This is a genomic window from Candidatus Hadarchaeales archaeon, from assembly GCA_038823825.1.
Classification (GTDB): domain Archaea; phylum Hadarchaeota; class Hadarchaeia; order Hadarchaeales; family Hadarchaeaceae; genus JAVZGN01.
Genome location: JAWBCC010000002.1, coordinates 62,829 through 81,651, shown reverse-complemented (window position 1 = coordinate 81,651; position 18,823 = coordinate 62,829). Strand labels below are relative to the sequence as shown.

The following is an 18,823-nucleotide window of genomic DNA, read 5'->3' as shown; positions in this document are numbered from 1 at the left end:
ATTCCAGCACCCCTCTCCCTGAAAACACCTCTATTCTTCTTGAAATAGTTTTAATCGGGGAGAGTATGGCGGTAAGAGTCTCGCGATCATTCTCTAAACACCTTGGCTATTCAACTGGTTTAAATTTTGTATTCATACTTGAAAATAGGATAACGTTTTTATACAAGAATATTTTAGCTGAATACAAAATTTTAACTACAAGAAATAAATACCCTTACACAATCATTTTTCCAGACCCGAGAGGTGATGGCGTTGACTAACAGCGATCTACGTGAGATACTCGAAAATTTCTTGTACAGCTCGAGTTTTGAAAAGAAAATAAGAAAAGCCGTCGCATCTGGTCAGAAATCCGTAGTGGTTACCTACGATGAGATAGTCGAATCCGATGAGAAACTCGCGAAGTTTTTGCTAGAGAATCCGAAAGAATTCTTCCGTTTGTCGGACTCTCTCTTGGAAGGCATCACGAAAATCCCAGGCATGAAGCTCAGGGTAAAGTCGCTTGACAAGTCCGTGGACATAAAGGACATCAGAGCGAAAGACATGGGGAAGTTCATCCAGATTGAGGGAATTCTTCTCAGGGCAAGCGAGATAAGGCCGGAAATAAAGATTGCCACCTTCAGATGCAAGAGGTGTGGTGAGGAGTACCGCAGGGAGCAGATCGGGGATTATCTGATAGAACCCCTAGTTTGTGAAAATCCAAACTGCAAAGCAAGGGGGGCTAACGCGTTTGAACTGGTTCTTGAGAACACAGAGTTCTGCGACTGGCAGAGTCTGGGCTTTCAGGATCTTCCCTCAAAGCTGAAAGGCGGGCGGATGCCTAGACATCTCGATGGAATAGTCAGGGATGATTTTGTTGATCGTGCCGTTCCCGGAGATTACGTGATCGCTACCGGATACGTTCAGCCTTTTCAAAAATTCGGAAAGAAGGAAAAGATTTTGAAGATGGTTTTCATAGTCAACCACATTGAGGTTCCAAAGAAGGGCGCAGAGGAAGCTGAGTTAACCCCCGAAGACGAGGAAAAAATAAAAGAATTGATAAAAGATCCAGAGCTAACAGATAAGATCATCAAATCGATAGCTCCGGCGATCAGTGGTCACGAGATCATAAAGGAGGCGGTTGCTCTTCAGCTCTTCGGAAGTGATCCGGTAGAGTTGCCAGATGGGTCAAGGGTGCGTGGAGATATTCACATATTGCTCAGTGGAGACCCAGGAACGGCTAAAAGCCAGCTCCTCAATTGGGTTGCGAGCGTTGCTCCTCGGGGGGTCTATACATCTGGGATGAAATCGACTGGAGCGGGTCTTACAGCAACCGCTGTGAGGGATGAAATAGGAAGCGGGTGGACGCTCGAAGCTGGCGCCCTTGTGATTGCCGATGGGGGGCTTGCGGCAATTGACGAATTCGAAAAGATGGATAAAGAGGATTCCGCGGCGATTCTAGAGAGCATGGAGCAACAGACGATAAGCATAGCTAAGGCAGGCATAGTCGCTAGGTTGAACACAAGAGCCGCCGTTCTCGCTGCAACAAACCCAAAAGGCGGGAGATTCGATCCGAACATGAACTTTGCAAGTCAGATCCCGCTGGACCCAGTTCTTCTCTCAAGGTTTGATCTAATATTCATCCTTCGGGATGACCCAAAAGAGGTAGACGACGCCAGACTTACCAAGCACATCATTTCAATTCATTCTAAACCAAGATCGCTGAAGGCGCCAATTCCGCCTGATCTTCTCAGAAAAATGGTGATATACGCCAAAAAGAACGTACATCCGGCGTTCACGGATAAAGAAGCGCAGCAGCTCATCCAAGACTTCTACACTAAACAGAGAAGAATAGCCAGCCAGAAAGGACATCCACTCCCGATAACGGCGAGGCAGCTGGAGTCGATAATCAGACTGGCAAAAGCGCATGCCAGAATGAGATTCAGCCAAAAAGTGACAGTCGAGGACGCGAGAAAGGCGATACAGCTCGTCGACTACTGTCTGAAACAGGTTGGTCTGGATGTCGAAGCTGGTGTCGTGGATATCGACACGGTGATGACTGGAATGCCAAGGAGTCAAAGAGAAAAGTTGATGACTGTTCTTCAAATAATAGAGGAACTCGAAAAGGAGTACGGTGGCGCGGCACCAGTAGAACAGGTCAAACGTATCGCGCTTGAAAAAAGAATAGACGAGGACTTTGTGGAGTATGTCATAGAGGAAGAAAAAAAGAGGGGGACATTGTACGCTCCGAAAGAAGGGCTTATCGCCAGGGTGAAATGAATGAAATTAGTGGTAAAGTTTCTTCAAGATGTTGATCAGGTGGAGGTCGGCGGAAAGACTCTTGGACCGTTTGAGGCTGGAGAAAGGGCAGAACTATGGCGCTGGGAGGCAGAAGTTTTTGAGGAGAAAGGTCTTGCCGAGGTGGAGACAATAACAGTGACCGAGATCAAAAAGAAAATACTCGCAGAGGAGATGAGCGATTCTCTGCAGCAGCTTCCGGAGAATTTTTACGAGAACGTTCGCCGAACAATAACCAGTCTCATCAAGAAAGGAAATACGGACATGGCAAAATCCATATCATCCCTATTCAAAATTTTGCTCAATCGCAGGCTAACTAAACTTTTGAAATTCGTGCTTTCGCCCGAGGAGGACCAAAACATTTTGTTGGAGGAGAGATTTCTCATCAATCAGCTTTCGTTGTTCGTTGAGGGCTGGATGAACGAGCTGGGGGAAATCCCAGCTGGAGAGGAGGTGTCTGGAATTGATTCAAAAGAACCTGTTTGAGGATATCATGAGGACGAAACCGATATTCAAAAACCGAGAATTTTTACGACATACATACATTCCGGACAGGCTTCTCCATAGAGATGAGCAGGTTAAACAACTGGCTAGAATACTTGCGGCTCCTCTAAGAGGTGAAACACCTTCAAATGTTTTGATCTACGGCAAGCCTGGGACGGGCAAAACGGCCACGGTCAGATATGTGGGAAAAGAATTGGAAGAAGCGAGCAAAAACTCGCAAATGAAAGTGAATGTCCTTTATCTCAATTGTGAAATCGTGAACACACATTATCGCGTTCTCGCATCTCTCGCCGAAACGCTGCTAGATCAGATGAAGGAATCGGAAGTTGTAAAAAATCTCCCCAGAATTCCGAGGACTGGGTGGCCCTTGGATGAAGTCTATCGGGCCTTCGTCAAAACATTGGATGCGGAGAACAGGCAGGTTGTCATTGTTCTTGACGAGATAGACAAGCTGGTCAGAAAAGAAGGGGATGACGTTCTATACAGTCTCACCAGAGTAAACCTAGAGCTTAAAAAAGCCAGAACTTGCATCATAGGTATATCGAACAATCTGAGTTTTATAAACATGCTTGATGCGAGGGTCAGAAGCAGTCTTAGCGGTGAAGAAGTTGTTTTTCCACCATATAATGCCAATCAGTTGAGAGACATTCTGGAAGAGAGAGCGAGGATGAGTTTCTGTGATGGTGTGCTTGCGGAAGGTGTTATTCCGCTTTGTGCGGCGTACGCGGCAAGGGAACACGGAGATGCTAGAAGAGCTCTTGATCTTCTCAGGGTTGCGGGAGAAATCGCCGAAGAGGAAGGCGCGGAGACGGTTACGGTTGAGCATGTCAGGAAAGCTCATGAAACGATAGAACAGGATCATATAGTCGAGGTAATAAAAACTCTTCCGCTGCAATCAAAACTCGTGCTCCTTGCAATTTCCATTCTAGCACAAAGAAAACCAAGGCCTGTTACAACAGGTGAAGTTTACGAGTACTACAAGATGATATGCCACAAGAGCGGAACGGATGTGCTCACGAGCAGAAGAGTACAAGATTTGATTGCAGAGTTAGACCTTTTAGGAATAATTTGCGCCAGACTTGTTAACAGAGGGAGATACGGACGAACAAAGGAAATAAAACTCAATATTCATCCGCTGCAGGTTCAGGCACTGGTTCAAGAAGATGCGATTCTTTCTCTGGTTGGTCCGGAAATTTTTGCTTCTCTTTCTCCTTGAGGTGATGATTTTGGAAACTGCGGAGATTGCGAGGAAATTTGCTCGAGAGAGTCTCCTGCTGACTGAAGAAGCGCTAAATCTCATTCTCTCGTCTGAGAATGTCGAGATGGCTGTTGAAAAAGTCATTCAGGGTTTGAAGGATAAACATGGGGCTCTCGTGATGGTCGGCGCGGAAATCGTTAAGGAAATACTTCAGCCAGAGGTAAAACCACTGCTTGAACCGTCAAAACCAGTGGAAGAGGCTAAACCCGAACCTGAACCGATCGTTGGGGAGCTGACGCATAAGAAATTCAGACCAATCTCCGCCGAATATGAGCATAAGGTGAAGGTTCTGAAGGATGTTACGGGGAAGAGTCTAGGAAAGGGCACAATCGAAGATTTCCACAGGATTTTCATGAGCAGGTTCGAGAAGCTATCGAAGATTCTTAGAGAAAGACCAAGATTTGAGCGGGCTCTTTCGATATCATCTTTACGCAGCTTCAATGGAGAAAAAGTTGCCGTGATAGGAATGGTGAAAGATAAAAAAGTTCTAAAGGGTGGAACAATCGCAATAGAGATTGAAGATCCAACGGGCAGCGTAATGGTTTTTGTGTCCAGAAATAGGCAGGTTCTTGAGAAGGCCGAAAAGGTTGTTCCCGATGAAGTGATTGGTGTTGAAGGGAGAGTAAATTTCGATTATAATAAGCTTAGAATTTTTGCGGACGATATCGAGTGGCCAGGAGTTCCGGTTAAAAGAGAAGTAAGAAAAGCGGAAATTCCGGTCTCTGTAGCCATGCTCTCAGATTTACACGTAGGAAGCGACAAGTTCCTAGAGAATGTCTTCATGAAGTTCGTCAGGTGGCTCAAGGAAGGAGGAGAGACGGAGAAAGAGAGAGAAATAGCAGGAAACGTCAAATATATCATAATCGCAGGAGATCTGGTGGATGGAATAGGAGTTTATCCCGAGCAATATGATGAACTTTTGGTTCCAGATGTATTCAAGCAGTATGCGGTTGCTGCGAAAATTCTCTCCGAGCTGCCTGAGCACATCTTGCTCATAATCTCGCCGGGAAACCACGATGCTGTTAGATCCGCTGAGCCCCAACCGGCAATCCAGAAGGATGTATGCCCCGAGCTCTATAATGATCTTAAAGCAGTCATGGTTGGGAATCCGGCCTTGGTTTCCATAGAAGGGGTTCATTTTCAGATATATCATGGACGAAGTTTTGACGACATAGTTTGCTCGGTCCCTGGATTAAGAAGGGAAGAGCCGACAGGTTTGATGGAACTGATGTTGGAGAAGAGACATCTGGCACCGATTTACGGTGGAAAAGTTATGTTTGCTCCGGAACGCGAGGATCTGTTGGTCATAGATGAGATCCCCGATGTTTTCCACACAGGACACTTACATATATTTGGAAAGAAGAAATACAAAGAAGTCTTTCTTGTGAATTCCGGAACCTTCCAAGAGAGAACAGAGTACATGAAAAAGCTGGGCGTAACACCTACGCCTGGTATAGTGCCAATTCTTAATCTAATGTCACATCAACTTGATGTGGTGAAATTCATATGAGGTTTGATCTCTTCTTCATCGATTTGGATGGCGTAGTTTTTCTGGGAGAGAAGCTCATTTCTGGGGCTAAAGAAGCGATTAAAAAGCTGGAAATGAGGAAAAAGAAAGTGATTTTTCTAACGAACAACTCGACTCTTTCTAGAGAAGGTTATGCGAGAAAATTTGCAAAGTTCGGGATAGATGTGAAACCTTCCCAAATAATAACATCTGGCTATGCCACGGCTGCATATTTGAAAGAAAAATGTCCTGAAGCAAAGGTTTTTGTTGTGGGAGAAACTGGTTTACGAGAAGAATTGAATGCGGCTAAATTGAAGATTGTTAAAAATGCTCGGCAAGCGACGCATGTCGTGGTGGGTCTCGATCGCAAACTCACGTACAGGAAGCTAGCAGAGGCGACTTCGGCTTTACTTTCCGGAGCAGAAATCGTTGCAACGAATGCAGACCCAACATATCCGACCGATCGCGGTCTGGCTCCGGGAGCTGGAGCAATAGTAGCCGCTCTCTCTGCGAGTAGTGGTAAAAAACCTGAGATTGTTGGAAAGCCATCCACTTTCATGCTCGAGCTTGGTCTCAAAATGACTAAAGTACCAAAAGAAAAAGCTGTGATTGTCGGGGACAGGCAAGATGTGGATGTTGTGGTCGGCAAGGCTGCAGGATTGTCAACTGTTCTAGTCTTGACCGGAGTGACAAAGGAGATATCTCAAACTCTTCCACAGCCGGATTTCGTTTTTAACTCGCTGAGAGAGGTTGTTGATGATGCAAGCTTCGCCTGAGATGATGAAATATTTCGAAGAAATTAAAAATGGGATAGACAAGGCCTATGAGGTCGCGAGGAAAGCCAGATCAAAAGGTTTGGATCCAGAGCCGTACGTTGAGATACCGATTGCCGGGAGCATGGCTGAAAGGGTTGAAGAGTTAGTCGGGCCACCCGGAGTGGCTAAGGTCATTAAAGAACTTCTAGAAAAATTGAAGCAGAAGGAAAGAGTTGCCTTTACAGTTGCTGAAATGATTGTCGAAGGAAAGTTTGGGGAGGAAGAAAACAAAGAAAAACTAGCTGAACAGGCCCTTAGGACCGCGCTTGCGATTCTCACCGAGGGGGTAGTCGTGGCACCACTGGAGGGGATCGTTGAGGTAAAAATAAAGGAAAACAGTGACAGAACAAATTATCTAGCAATCTACTATGCTGGGCCGATAAGAGCAGCCGGAGGGACACCAGCAGCGCTTTCCGTTTTGCTCGCGGATTTCATCAGACGCAAACTCTATCTTTCTCCTTACAAACCTACGGAGCAAGAAGTTGAAAGGTACGTCGAGGAGGTCGAACTATATAAAACGTTCGTTGCACCGGGCCAGTATGTCCCATCTTCGGAAGAAATAAGAAAGTACGTTTGGAATTTGCCGATCGAGATAACCGGTGAGGCAACGGAAGAAATCGAGGTTTTTTCCTTTAGAAATCTTCCGAGGGTCGAACACAACGGGATTCGAGGAGGCGCTATTCTAGTTCTCGTTGAAGGGGTAATGCAGAAGTCTGCAAAAATTCTGAAATATGTGAGAGAACTCAACCTCGACGGATGGGAATGGCTGTCGGAGGTTGTCGGATCGGAAAAGGTCGAGGAGGCCTTCAGACAGCCAAATCAATATCTTGAGGAGACGATAGGTGGACGACCAGTTCTTGCTCTCCCCAGAAGCTCCGGGGCGCGTGGAGGTTTCAGGCTGAGATATGGAAGGTCGCGAACAACAGGTATTGCGGCTGTCGGAATTCATCCGGCGACTATGGTGATATGCAGAGATTTCATCGCCATCGGAACGCAGTTGAAGACGGAGAGACCTGGAAAAGGAGGAGCGGCCACACCAGTTGATTCGATTGAAGGTCCGATTGTGAGACTGAAAGATGGATCTGTTGTGCAGCTGTCCTCCGCTGAAGAAGCAAGGAGAGTAAAGAACGACATCGCCGAGATCCTCTTCTTGGGAGACATCCTTATCGGTTTTGGCGAATTCCTCGAGAACAATCATAAGTTGATGCCAGCCGGATATTGCGAGGAGTGGTGGGCACAGGAGGTTGAAAAAGCGCTCGGTGATGTCCCAGAAGATTTACAGAGATACATAAAACCGCCATATCCGAGACCTTCCCCTCAGCTGGCTGTGGAATTAAGCGAAAAACACAAAATTCCGCTTCATCCCTCTTATACATACTTCTACGAAGACTTGGATCCGGGAGAGTTGTTTGATCTTGCCAAATGGCTGTCCAGCGGAATAGCTTCGTTTGGTCCGTCAGGATTGGAAAAACTCGAAGTTCCGATGGATGAATATTGCAAGAGATTTTTGGAGGAAATAGGAGTTCCACACAAAGTGGAAAACAACAAAGTCATAATCGAGGAGCATGCTCTTCCTCTGTGCAAAACTCTTGGGCTTCTGGATGGACAAAATTTAACAGTTGAAAGATTCACACAGATATACCAGAGCACGAGTCCTGCGGAATCTTTTGATTTAATTTCCAAACTGGCACCATTTCCGGTGCGCAGGAAAGGAGGAACATTCATAGGGGTCAGAATGGGAAGACCGGAAAAAGCAAAGGAAAGGATGATGAAACCTCCGGTTCATGTCTTGTTTCCTGTTGGTCAGGAGGGTGGAAAAGAAAGAAACATAGTAGAGGCGGAGAAAGTTTCAACAGAGATCGCGATAATAACCTGCAAAAAGTGCGGGAAGAGACTCATAGGAAGAAAGTGCGATTTTTGCGGCGGCGAGGGGGAATACAAGACCGGATGTCCCGAATGTGGTCAGACCGGTGAAGGCCGCTGCACCATTCACAAAAAATCATCTTCTCCGTTCGCAAAGATAACGATTGACGTCAGAGAACTTCTTAAAAAAGCCTTGGAGAAAATAGGCGAGGAAAAGCCATCTCTTCTGAAAGGAGTTCAGGGATTGACGAGTGAGTGTAAAATTCCCGAGCCTCTCGAGAAGGGAATTCTTCGAGCCAAACACAGGGTGTTTATCTTCAAGGATGGAACAATCAGGTTTGATGCAACAAATGTTCCGCTCACCCACTTTAGACCCAAGGAGATAGGCGTCTCTGTTGAAATGTTGAGAAAACTTGGTTATGAGAAAGACATCTATGGGAATCAGCTCGAAAGGGATGACCAGCTGCTCGAGCTTAAGGTTCAGGATTTGGTGATATCTAAGAAAGCAGCGGATTACCTCCTGCGCGTTTCAAAGTTTCTCGATGAACTGCTAGTCAAGTTTTACGAGCTTGAACCCTTCTACAATCTGAAGTCGCAGGAAGATCTCGTCGGTCATCTTGTTCTTGCTCTTGCCCCTCACACGTCGGTTGGGGTTGTCGGTAGAATAATCGGCTTTGTCGACGCAAACGTTTATTACGCACACCCATATTTCCATGCGGCGAAGAGGAGAGATTGTGATGGGGACGAAGATTGCGTGATGCTTCTCTTGGATCCATTGATAAACTTCAGCAGAAGGTTCCTTCCGGCCGGCAGGGGCGGAAGAATGGATGCCCCACTGGTTCTTAATCCGTTTGTAGATCCCGAAGAGGTCGACAAGGAAGTTCACAACATGGATATCATGTGGAGATATCCGCTGGAGTTCTATGAAGCAACTTGGGAAGGAAAAAGTCTATCAGAGGTTTTGCAATTTATGGAAACCGTTGCTAAGAGACTTGGAACGGAGAAGCAATATGAGAGATTCGGATTCACCCTTGACACGAGCGACATCGCAGGCGGACCAAAAGAGTCCGCGTATTCAGTTTTGGAAACAATGGAGGAGAAAGTGAAGTTGCAGCTAGAGCTTGGCAAAGTTATAAGATCTGTCGATGAAAGGACAGTTGCAGAGATAATCGTTGAGCATCACTTCTTGAGAGACATGAAGGGAAATATGAGAACATTTGGTTCACAGAAAGTCAGATGCATTGTGTGTAACAAAAAATACAGAAGAATCCCGCTTAAGGGTATTTGCGATTGTGGTGGTAAGCTGGTTCTCACCGTCTCACGTGGAAACATAGAGAAATACATGCAGATGGCATGGCAGATCGCGAAGAAGTACTCTGTGAGCGAATATACCAAACAGAGACTGATGCTGATGAAGAAGGAAATAGAATCCATCTTCGAAAGTGATGAGATAAAGCAGGTCAGTTTAGCAGACTTTCTGTAAAATTTAACTTTTCCTACTCAAATATTTGATTGAGTGCCGGGGTAGCCAAGCCAGGTAAGGCGCCAGACTCGAGATCTGGTGACCCTTGTGGGTCGCAGGGGTTCAAATCCCCTCCCCGGCGCTCAGAAAACGTCTGCAACTCTCGCAGAAGTCATCTCTCTTCCTATCAACATCGATTATGGAATTCGAAAAATTCATCACACAGAGTGAAGATCTGCAATGCCTCAGACCGAATGTATGACCAAGCTCGTGAACGCATTCCTTTACCACTCTCTCAAAAAATAAATCTCCGTTCTTTTGTCCATAGAGCTCCGGATTCAGCCTGAAGACGGAGACAACAGCGGCTCTCCCCGGACAATGGGCCAATCCAAAGACAAAATTGAGATTGCTTCCCCTTACGCAGAGATCGACGCCGGTGATTCCAAGAATTTTTTCACCTGGCCTTGAAATGCCAGATAGGAGATCGAGAATACTTCCGGCGTCGTGTTGTCTCCTTTCAGCGACGTAAGCACTTTCGGGAATGTTTAAGGGTTTCTCAACTTTCAGCTTGGAAAAGTGGGTAAATCTCCCGATGAGTAGATTGCCAAGTCGGTTTATTTCAACTTTAACATCGCCGACAGGGAGAAGTCTGAGTAGCATCCAGCCAAGATTGTCTTCAATATCTAATAACTAATTCTTATGAACTCCCGAGAATATCTTTTTGGATGTCATCAAAGATTTTGGAAGAAGAATTACGTAGGCCGACAGTCTTCAGAGATCCAAATGTTCTTTTGCCAGATTACATCCCGCCATCAATCGTGCACAGAGAAGAGGAGCAGAGATGGCTGGCAAGAGTTTACCGCCCCCTTTTGACCCACGGTACTTGTCAACACACTTTGATAGTCGGAGAAATCGGGGTCGGAAAGACTGTTCTTGCGATCAAGTTCGGTACAGCTTTCGAGGAAATCGCACGCGGAAAGGGAAGGAACGTAGATTTTGTGCACATAAACTGTAGGCTCGATAAAACGATTCATGCGATTTACGGAAAGCTTGTACAAAAGTACAATCCAAGGTGGCCATATCATGGTCTTCCTCCTGAGAAATTGCTTGACATGGTGCTCATGTATCTGGAGACGCACGACAGATATTTGCTGCTCGCCCTTGACGAGCTGGATTATTTCATCAAGATAAACGGTTCCGAACTCATATATGCTCTTACGAGAGCGGCAGAGGAAAGGGGAAAGAAAAGCAGAATAAGCATGATCGGAATAGCGAGAGATCCGGGGTTTATAGATAAACTCGATCAGCCGACTAGGAGCACCTTTATACACAACATGCTCAGGCTGAGCGGATACAATGCCGAAGAGTTAAAAGATATCATAAACCAGAGACTAGAGCTTGCGTTCAAACCGGGTGCGGTTGCCGAGGAAGTAGTGGAGATGGTGGCAGAGATCGCCGCTAGGTATGGAAACGCGAGATTTGCACTAGAGCTTCTTTGGAGAGCGGGGCACATCGCGGACGCAAGCGGATCCAAAGCTGTGCTTCCTGAGCATGTCAGGGAGGCAAAGTCAGACGTCTATCCTGAGGTTAGAAGAGAAGCGATTGAGCAGCTGGGTGTTCACGAGAAGCTTCTCCTTTTAGCGATTGCCAGAAAACTGAAGATCTCCGGCAGCGTCTATGTTTTGACCGGTGATGTGAGAGAAAGTTACAAGGTTGTCTGCGAGGAATACGGAGAAAAGCCAAAAGCGCCGAGCAAAGTCTGGGAATGTATGAGAAGGCTTGCTTCTTTAGGGATTATCGATGTCAAACCTTCTGGTGCAGGCCATAGAGGGAGAAGCTCGAAAGTCAGCATCCCGGATGTCTCTGTTATCTGGTTAGAGAAAGAGATAGAGAAACTTCTTTCCAAACAACGTTGATGCACATCTGTTTATTGGAAGGGATGACCCACAAATTTAATGCTTTCTTGTTATGAGGAAATCTATGGGGTCGTGGGGTAGCCTGGTCTATCCTGCCGGCTTCGGGAGCCGGTGACCTGGGTTCAAATCCCGGCGACCCCACCAGTTTTGGGCAGAAAACCGGGAGGAACTATGGTATTTATACTAGGCATAGATTAGGAATGATTTGATGTTACATAGTAAACCGCCGGCAATAATCATTCTCTCTGTTTTACTGATGTTATCTGTTACTTTGGCTTCTGCTCAGGATCTCGGACCATTTTCAGAACTTAGAAATGTTAGTGCCAATATAAATGTCGAATTAACGACAGATGGGCGCTGTAAGCTGGAAATCACCGGTTCAGCATTTACGGAACCATCAGAAATACCAACTGATGTTCCAATTAGTAAGGCCGATATTGGCTTGAAGCTATCGTCGCCATCTCCTTCTGTCCTTCGCGCGAACATTTCTGCTTCTATAGACTTCACGGAGCTTCCGAGCGAAGTCGCTGGACTTTCCAAAGAGAGCATAAACGCACTCATCGTTCTCAGCGGAATCGTTGGAAAATCGCTTGGAGAACTCCTGAGTCAGTCCGAACTAGAAATTCCCTATGCTGAGTACCCCCCGGAGGTCTACGAGATTACGATAACCAAACTTGAGTGTACGAGGTTCTCCGTCAGCGGTAAGAAAATGGGAGCAGATTTCGTGGCCGAATTTTCTGGATCAATTCCCGAGAATGTTCGGGAAGGACTTCCTCTTGAGATGAAAATTCAGCTTGAGATAAGCGAATCTTTGATCGAGATAAACGTAAGCGTAAGCGGGGAGGATGGAAACGTGAATGTGACATTTAAAGGGCGTCCATCTACTGGAAAGCTTGAATTCTCGCTTTCGGCGATTTTTGACTTGCCGATAGAAGCGGATAAGGTCAGCTGGTCGTTCGCCCTACCGCCCGAATATGCCATAATATTGGAAACTCTCGAGAATGTCCTATCTTCGGCGGACATCTCCCTCAAACTCAAAGTACCGGAAGGAGCGTCTGTTGAAAGTTTACCATCCGGCTATACAACAAGCGATGGTAACACGTTTGAATGGTCCGGTTCGGCAGCGCAAAATGCTCTTCTTTCCATGTTGGGCGGTCAGAGTCAGGCAAGCATTTCATATGTTCCATCAAAACCGAAGCCGAACGTGATAATGATTGGTGTTGCCGCAGCGATCATCGTTGTGGTTTTGGCAGCCGTCGCAATCATTCTTAAAAAACGTTGAGTAATCCGCTATCTTTAAAAGATTGGATATTCATCATTTTCAGATGAAGCTGTTATCCCTAAATGCGAGAAAGATTTCGGACAGTCGCGGGAACCCGACGATCGAGGTGGAAGTCTTAGTTTCCAGCGCAGGTAAAAAGTTTCTTGGAAGGGCAGCGGCCCCAAGCGGTGCCAGCCGTGGGAAATATGAGGTAGTAGACTTCCCGGAAGGAGGGGTTGATGCTGCCATAAAAAAGATTTCAAAAATTGAAAGGGAAATGAAAAAACTCAAAAAGCTGGACATCTCTTCCGTGGACACCCTTCTTCACGAAATCGATGGGACACAGAATTTCTCTTCAATAGGCGGAAACACGGCGGTTGCTATATCGATGGCTGTGGCGAAGGCTCTGGCAGCAGCCAAAGGTATTCCTCTATTCAAAAGTTTGAATCAAAAGGCGAGAGAATTCCCATTTCCGCTAGGGAATGTTTTGGGAGGAGGCAAACATGCTGGAAAGAAAGCCCCAGACATTCAAGAGTTTCTTGTGGTTTCAGTGGGGGCAAAAACAGTTTCGGAGGCAATTTTTACGAATTCTTCCGTTCATAAGCGCGTCCGGAAGCTGATAGAGCAAGTGGATCCAACGTTCACCGGTGGAAAAGGGGATGAGGGTGCTTGGGCTCCTAATCTCGGTAACAGAGAGGCCCTAGAAATCGTTTCGAGGGCTTGCGAAGAAATTTCCACAGAGACCGGGGTCACGGTGCGACCGGGTTTAGACGTCGCGGCAAGCAGCTTTTACGATGAGAAATCCGACAAGTATATTTACAAACGGGAAGGGGTAGAGAAGACGGGCGGAGAGCAGATAGATTTCATAGTGGATTTAGTGAAAACATTCAAACTCGTTTACGTGGAGGACCCCCTGCACGAGGAAGATTTTGACGGTTTTGCTGAGCTCACGAGAAAAATTGGAGATAAATGCATCGTTTGCGGAGATGATCTGCTCGTCACAAATGTTTCAAGAATAAAGATCGGACTGGAGAAGAAATCCGTGAACGCTGTCCTGATAAAACCAAACCAGATAGGAACTCTTTCTGACACCCTTGAAGCAGTAAAGCTCACGAAATCACACGGTTGTGTACCTGTCATCTCGCATAGATCCGGAGAGACGACGGATGAGACGATTGCTCATCTAGCCGTTGCTTGGGGTTGTCCGATGATAAAAACAGGTGTGGTCGGTGGAGAGAGAATAGCAAAACTCAATGAACTAATAAGAATATGGGAAATGATTGGTGGGAAGGCGAAAATGGCGAGTCTTCCCATAAAATAAGCTAATTTATTTGTTACAAGCGTGTATTTTAAAAGGGATTTGGAATGGCTCAAAAACTCACGAACTTTGCGCTGGCGAGCATGGAAACCTATGTGTCGCACGGCGTACACATAGGAACCAGACATAGGACGGGAAGCATGAAGAAGTTCATTTATAAAGTAAAGCAAGGCGTGAACATACTGGATATTGAAAAAACCGATGAAAGAATAGCGATCGCTTCGCGATTCTTGGCGAGATATGAGCCAAAGGACATCGTTGTGGTTTCGGCCAGGCAGTATGGTCAATATCCTGTGATGAAATTTGGGGAGGTGACTGGCGCCAGAACTATCGTCGGAAGATTCATCCCAGGAACTTTCACGAATCCGAGCTTGAAGTTCTTCATAGAGCCCGAAGTGTTAGTTATAACGGATCCCCTCGCAGACGAGCAGCCCCTTAGAGAAGCTGCCGAGATAATGATCCCAACAGTTGGAATATGTGATTCTGACAACGAAACTTCGGATATTGATTTGATAATTCCGGCAAACAACAAGAGCCGAAAATCTCTCGCACTGGTATATTTGTTGCTAGCAAGACAGTTTCTGATCGAAAGAGGTGATGTCACTAAGGATAAACCGTTCACCATAAAAGTCGAGGATTTCGAGCCCAAGATTGGTGAGAAGAAGTGAGACATCCGGCGGTTGCTGGTCAGTTTTATGCGGGTTCCCAGAAGGCCCTAATTAAACAAATAGAAGATTGCTATCTGCACCGCTTGGGCCCCGGCAAGCTCCCGAGTCTGAAAAAAGAAAAAAGGAAAATTGTAGGTCTGGTTTCTCCACACGCGGGCTACATGTATTCTGGACCGATTGCCGCTCATGGATTTTTTAGGTTAGCCTCTGAGGGCACTCCAGAGAGCTTTGTGATAATCGGACCAAACCATACTGGAATGGGAAGCGGAGTTTCAATTGTGACATCTGGTGAGTGGGAAACCCCGCTGGGAAGAATTGGAATTGATGAAAAGCTCGCAAGCAGAATAGCGAAGGAGTCAGATATAATCGATGTCGACGAGGAAGCGCACATTTATGAACATTCTATAGAAGTACAGTTACCCTTCATACAACATATCTTCGGAAGCCAGATCAAGTTCGTTCCAATATGCATGATGTTTCAAGACGAGCGAACGAGTCTCGAGGTTGGAGAAGCAATCGCCAAAGCCTGCTCAGGCTCAGATGTTGTGGTGATTGCTTCCACAGATTTCACTCATTACGAGTCTCAGGAGTCTGCCGTGAGGAAAGATAGAATGGCTATCGAGAGAATTCTCAAATTGGATGCGAGAGGTCTTCTAAAGTGTGTTGAGGAGAATAACATAACCATGTGCGGGAGCGGCCCGGTTGCCGCCATGCTGGTCGCATGTGAGAAGATGGGAGCGAAAAATGCGGAGCTACTCAAGTACGCGACAAGTGGAGATGTGGCCGGTTGGATGGCTGAAGTCGTCGGTTATGCCTCCATAGCGATTTTGAGGTGATCGAATGCGTCCGGTTATCGTAAAGCTTGGCGGTAGCGTCATAACGGACAAGTCTCGAAAATTTAGAGTGAGAAGGAGAATCTTGGAAAGAATTGCCGACGAAATAGCTGAATGTGGAGAGGAGCTCATAGTTGTTCACGGTGGCGGATCTTTCGGTCATCCGGTTGCCAAAGAGTATGGTCTGACTGAGGGGTTCAAAAATGAGAGGCAGCTCAAAGGTTTTGTGCTCACCCATCTCGCAATGGTAAAGCTAAATCAAGAGATTGTGAAGACATTCGCGTTTAAAGGTATCCCAGCTGTTCCGGTTCAACCATCAGCCTGCATGGTGGTCAGTGACGGCAGAATCGTCGAGGCGGAACTAAGACCTCTCAGGAACATGCTTTCTCTAGGTTTGCTTCCCGTTCTTTTTGGAGATGTGGTGCCGGATGAGAGAAGGGGTTTCACCATACTTTCGGGAGACCAAATCGTTTCATTCTTGGCGATTTCTTTGAAGGCGAAGAGGGTAGTAGTCGGTGTGGACGTCGATGGTGTTTACACCGCCAATCCAAAAATCAGCAAAAGCGCAGAGCTTCTGAAAGAAATCGCGCCGGCAGATTTGAAAAGAATGAGTTTTGGCGAAAGTTCAACAGACGTAACAGGTGGGATGTACGCAAAAGTTTCAGAGCTTTTCTTACCTGCTAAGAAAGGAATAAATGTTCAGATCGTCAATGCCATGAAACCCGGAATTTTGGCAAGGGCAATAAAGGGAGAAACAAATCTTGGTACAGTGGTGAAGGCGAGATGAGCACGAAATCCAGAAAAGAGGAGCACCTCCGGATATGCATGAATGAAGATGTGGAAGGATTACTGAAAACCTCAGGCTTTGAGGATATCGAGCTTCTTCATAGAGCTTTACCAGAGATGGACCTGAAGGATGTAGATGTATCCACGAGATTTCTGGGGTTTGACTTGAAAGCCCCAGTGATGATACTTCCGATGACCGGTGGACATCCGGCCTCTCTAAAGATAAACAGAATGCTTGCGAGTGTTGCCGAAGAAATGGGTCTCGTTTTTGCCGTGGGGAGTCTCAGATCAGCATTCGAAAACTCTTCAATGGTTAAAACCTATCAGGTTAGGGATGTGGCTCCGCATGTTTTTCTGGTTGCGAATATAGGACTTCAGCAGTTAACCAAGGGTGGTCCGCAGCTAGCTGTGAAAGCCGTTGAGATGATTGACGCCGATGCTCTTTCCATCCATCTCAACACACTTCAGGAAGCGGTACAGCTGGAGGGGGAGCCGGCCTACTCCCGCGGACTTTCCACGATATCCACAATTTGTAGAGGGGTTGATTTTCCCGTGATAGTCAAAGAAACAGGAGCCGGGATTTCGGGTGCCATCGCCATCGAGATAGAAAAGGCTGGAGCCTCAGCAATAGATGTGAGCGGGGCCGGAGGAACCTCTTGGTCTGCCGTGGAATTTTACAGAAAAAGAAACCCGATTTGTCTGACTTTCTGGGATTGGGGAATTCCGACGGCGGTATGCACAGCAGAGGTCTCGAGGAGAGTGAAAATTCCGGTCATATCGAGCGGGGGGATAAGATCGGGAATTGATGCTGCGAAAGCGATTGCTCTCGGAGCGAGTTTAGTCGGTCTAGCTCTCCCCGTTTTGCGAGCTTCAAAAAGAGGTGAAAGAGCGGTCAAGAGATATCTCCAGAGGTTCATTCAAGAGCTCAGGGTGGCGATGTTTTTGACGGGCGCGCGGAAATTGGAAGAATTGAGGAAAGGTAAGATAATCGTTATGGGAAGAACGAGAGAGTGGCTGGAAGCTCTAGGAGTAAGGTGGGGAAAAGGATGATAGAAATAACACCCGTGGGCGGAATGAACGAGGTTGGAAAAAACATGACCGCTGTAGGAATCGACGGAGAATATGTGATAATAGACATGGGAATAAATCTCGAGAGCATTCTTTCTTTTGACGAGTTTGAACTTTCAGAAGCGAGCAGAGACGAGCTTGTCAGGATGAATGCGATTCCAGACGATTCTATAATCCGTGGAAAAAGATTTCTTGCTGTTCTTTTAACGCACGGACATCTTGACCACGTCGGTGCTCTTAGCAAGATGATCTCTAGCTATTCCGTACCAGTCTTCGGAACACCATACACGGTTGGAATTGTAAAGCGTCTGATGAAGGAAGAAGGTGTTCATAAGACTTCTGAAAGGATGTTGCGGGCAGTTCCTCCGGACTCTATCATTCGTCTAGGAAATTTAGCGGTGAGGTTCATCCCGGTGAAACACAGCATACCTCAGACTGTGGCCATAAAATTGGAGGGCAAAAGTGAATCGGTTCTCTTTGCAAGCGATTTCAAATTCGACGACGGAGGAAAAGAGCGCGATTTAATAGAACGCTCTGATGTTAATGGGGTCTCTGTTAGTCTTGTGGGCTCCGTAAGAGCAGATGAACCCGGTCGAACTCCGCCAGAAAGTAAAGCAAAGGAAATGCTGAGGGAAGTCATGGAAGACGTAAACGATTCGAGTCATTTGATATATGTGACAACTTTTTCTTCCCACATGGAAAGACTATCATCGATCGTCGACATAGCTTTCGACCTTGGCCGTACCCCAGTCATGGTTGGAAGATCTCTGCACAGCTACTGTTCCATAGCCACGGAGCTCGGTCTGGTCAGATTTCCGCCAGAATTGACGATATACGGCAGGCCGAACACCGTCAGGAGCGAGCTGCGCGACATAGAATTCAACAGGCGCGACTACGTGGTGATATGCACGGGACATCAGGGGGAGCCAACCTCGGTTCTTTCCAGAATCGCAGATGGTAGGTTGCCGCCGAGGGTAGAGCAGGGAGATCATGTGATTTTTTCTGCAAGTGTTATACCAACTCCGATAAACCGGGCCAACAGAGAAATCTTGGAAGCAAAGCTCGAAGCGCTAGGGGCGAGGATACGTAGAGATGTGCACGTGTCAGGTCACGCCAGAAGGGAAGACACAAAAGATTTCATAGATATGATAAAACCAGAGCATGTGATCCCATGTCATGGAACTCCTGAGAAGCTTCGGGCGGTCATCGACATCTCTTCGGAGCTCGGCTATGATTCTAGATTCTTGCACCTTCTTAAGAATGGGATGACTTTGAGGCTGGGCGATTGAG

15 protein-coding genes and 2 tRNA genes are annotated in these 18,823 nt (G+C 46.6%); 16 read left to right on the top strand and 1 reads right to left on the bottom strand.

Annotation, left to right across the window (positions count from 1 at the left end; all coding sequences use genetic code 11):
- The first annotated feature begins 252 nt into the window (after nucleotides 1–252).
- From QXF64_02895 to QXF64_02865, 7 genes are all read left to right on the top strand, one after another.
- Nucleotides 253–2,256 carry a minichromosome maintenance protein MCM gene (locus QXF64_02895; protein MEM1689435.1) on the top strand — a complete coding sequence of 668 codons (2,004 nt, stop codon included), beginning with the start codon at nucleotides 253–255 and terminating at the stop codon, nucleotides 2,254–2,256.
- Nucleotides 2,257–2,760 (top strand): hypothetical protein, encoded by a 504-nt coding sequence (locus QXF64_02890; protein MEM1689434.1) that lies wholly within the window; start codon nucleotides 2,257–2,259, stop codon nucleotides 2,758–2,760. It begins immediately after the preceding gene.
- The gene (locus tag QXF64_02885; GenBank protein MEM1689433.1) at nucleotides 2,738–3,994 is read left to right on the top strand and encodes an ORC1-type DNA replication protein; all 1,257 of its coding nucleotides are present in this window, start codon (nucleotides 2,738–2,740) and stop codon (nucleotides 3,992–3,994) included. The genes QXF64_02890 and QXF64_02885 overlap by 23 nt, the downstream gene beginning before the upstream one ends.
- Nucleotides 3,995–4,004: 10 nt before the next feature.
- On the top strand, nucleotides 4,005–5,546 hold the full coding sequence (locus QXF64_02880) for a DNA-directed DNA polymerase II small subunit (GenBank protein ID MEM1689432.1): 1,542 nt from the start codon (nucleotides 4,005–4,007) through the stop codon (nucleotides 5,544–5,546).
- A complete protein-coding gene (locus QXF64_02875; protein MEM1689431.1) occupies nucleotides 5,543–6,319 on the top strand; it encodes an HAD-IIA family hydrolase in 777 nt (258 codons plus the stop codon). Before QXF64_02880 ends, QXF64_02875 begins: the two co-directional genes overlap by 4 nt.
- Nucleotides 6,300–9,704, top strand: a complete 3,405-nt coding sequence (locus tag QXF64_02870; protein MEM1689430.1) for a DNA polymerase II large subunit — start codon at nucleotides 6,300–6,302, stop codon at nucleotides 9,702–9,704. The genes QXF64_02875 and QXF64_02870 overlap by 20 nt, the downstream gene beginning before the upstream one ends.
- A 35-nt stretch (nucleotides 9,705–9,739) precedes the next feature.
- Nucleotides 9,740–9,825, top strand: a tRNA-Ser gene (locus tag QXF64_02865).
- On the opposite strand, the gene QXF64_02860 is transcribed toward QXF64_02865, so the two are convergent.
- Nucleotides 9,807–10,343: an archaemetzincin family Zn-dependent metalloprotease gene (locus QXF64_02860; GenBank protein ID MEM1689429.1), complete on the bottom strand. Its 537-nt coding sequence runs from the start codon at nucleotides 10,341–10,343 to the stop codon at nucleotides 9,807–9,809. The two genes, QXF64_02865 and QXF64_02860, sit on opposite strands and share 19 nt — an antisense overlap.
- Before the next feature lie 65 nt (nucleotides 10,344–10,408).
- Here QXF64_02860 and QXF64_02855 point away from each other — a divergent pair, with 65 nt between their 5' ends.
- From QXF64_02855 to QXF64_02815, 9 genes are all read left to right on the top strand, one after another.
- Complete coding sequence (locus QXF64_02855) at nucleotides 10,409–11,599, top strand: ORC1-type DNA replication protein (protein MEM1689428.1); 1,191 nt, start codon at nucleotides 10,409–10,411, stop codon at nucleotides 11,597–11,599.
- Nucleotides 11,600–11,665: 66 nt separating this feature from the next.
- Nucleotides 11,666–11,743, top strand: a tRNA-Pro gene (locus QXF64_02850).
- Nucleotides 11,744–11,807: 64 nt separating this feature from the next.
- Complete coding sequence (locus QXF64_02845; protein ID MEM1689427.1) at nucleotides 11,808–12,881, top strand: hypothetical protein; 1,074 nt, start codon at nucleotides 11,808–11,810, stop codon at nucleotides 12,879–12,881.
- Between the two features lie 43 nt (nucleotides 12,882–12,924).
- Nucleotides 12,925–14,181, top strand: coding sequence for a phosphopyruvate hydratase (gene eno, locus QXF64_02840; GenBank protein ID MEM1689426.1), 1,257 nt, complete (start codon nucleotides 12,925–12,927; stop codon nucleotides 14,179–14,181).
- Between the two features lie 44 nt (nucleotides 14,182–14,225).
- Nucleotides 14,226–14,846: a 30S ribosomal protein S2 gene (gene rpsB / locus QXF64_02835; GenBank protein ID MEM1689425.1), complete on the top strand. Its 621-nt coding sequence runs from the start codon at nucleotides 14,226–14,228 to the stop codon at nucleotides 14,844–14,846.
- Nucleotides 14,843–15,682 carry an AmmeMemoRadiSam system protein B gene (gene amrB / locus QXF64_02830; protein ID MEM1689424.1) on the top strand — a complete coding sequence of 280 codons (840 nt, stop codon included), beginning with the start codon at nucleotides 14,843–14,845 and terminating at the stop codon, nucleotides 15,680–15,682. The genes rpsB and amrB overlap by 4 nt, the downstream gene beginning before the upstream one ends.
- A gap of 4 nt (nucleotides 15,683–15,686) precedes the next feature.
- The gene (locus tag QXF64_02825; protein MEM1689423.1) at nucleotides 15,687–16,466 is read left to right on the top strand and encodes an isopentenyl phosphate kinase; all 780 of its coding nucleotides are present in this window, start codon (nucleotides 15,687–15,689) and stop codon (nucleotides 16,464–16,466) included.
- Entirely contained in the window at nucleotides 16,463–17,515 is a 1,053-nt protein-coding gene (gene fni / locus QXF64_02820) for a type 2 isopentenyl-diphosphate Delta-isomerase (protein MEM1689422.1), read from the top strand. The genes QXF64_02825 and fni overlap by 4 nt, the downstream gene beginning before the upstream one ends.
- The gene (locus QXF64_02815) at nucleotides 17,512–18,822 is read left to right on the top strand and encodes an MBL fold metallo-hydrolase RNA specificity domain-containing protein (GenBank protein MEM1689421.1); all 1,311 of its coding nucleotides are present in this window, start codon (nucleotides 17,512–17,514) and stop codon (nucleotides 18,820–18,822) included. Before fni ends, QXF64_02815 begins: the two co-directional genes overlap by 4 nt.
- Nucleotide 18,823: the final 1 nt, after the last annotated feature.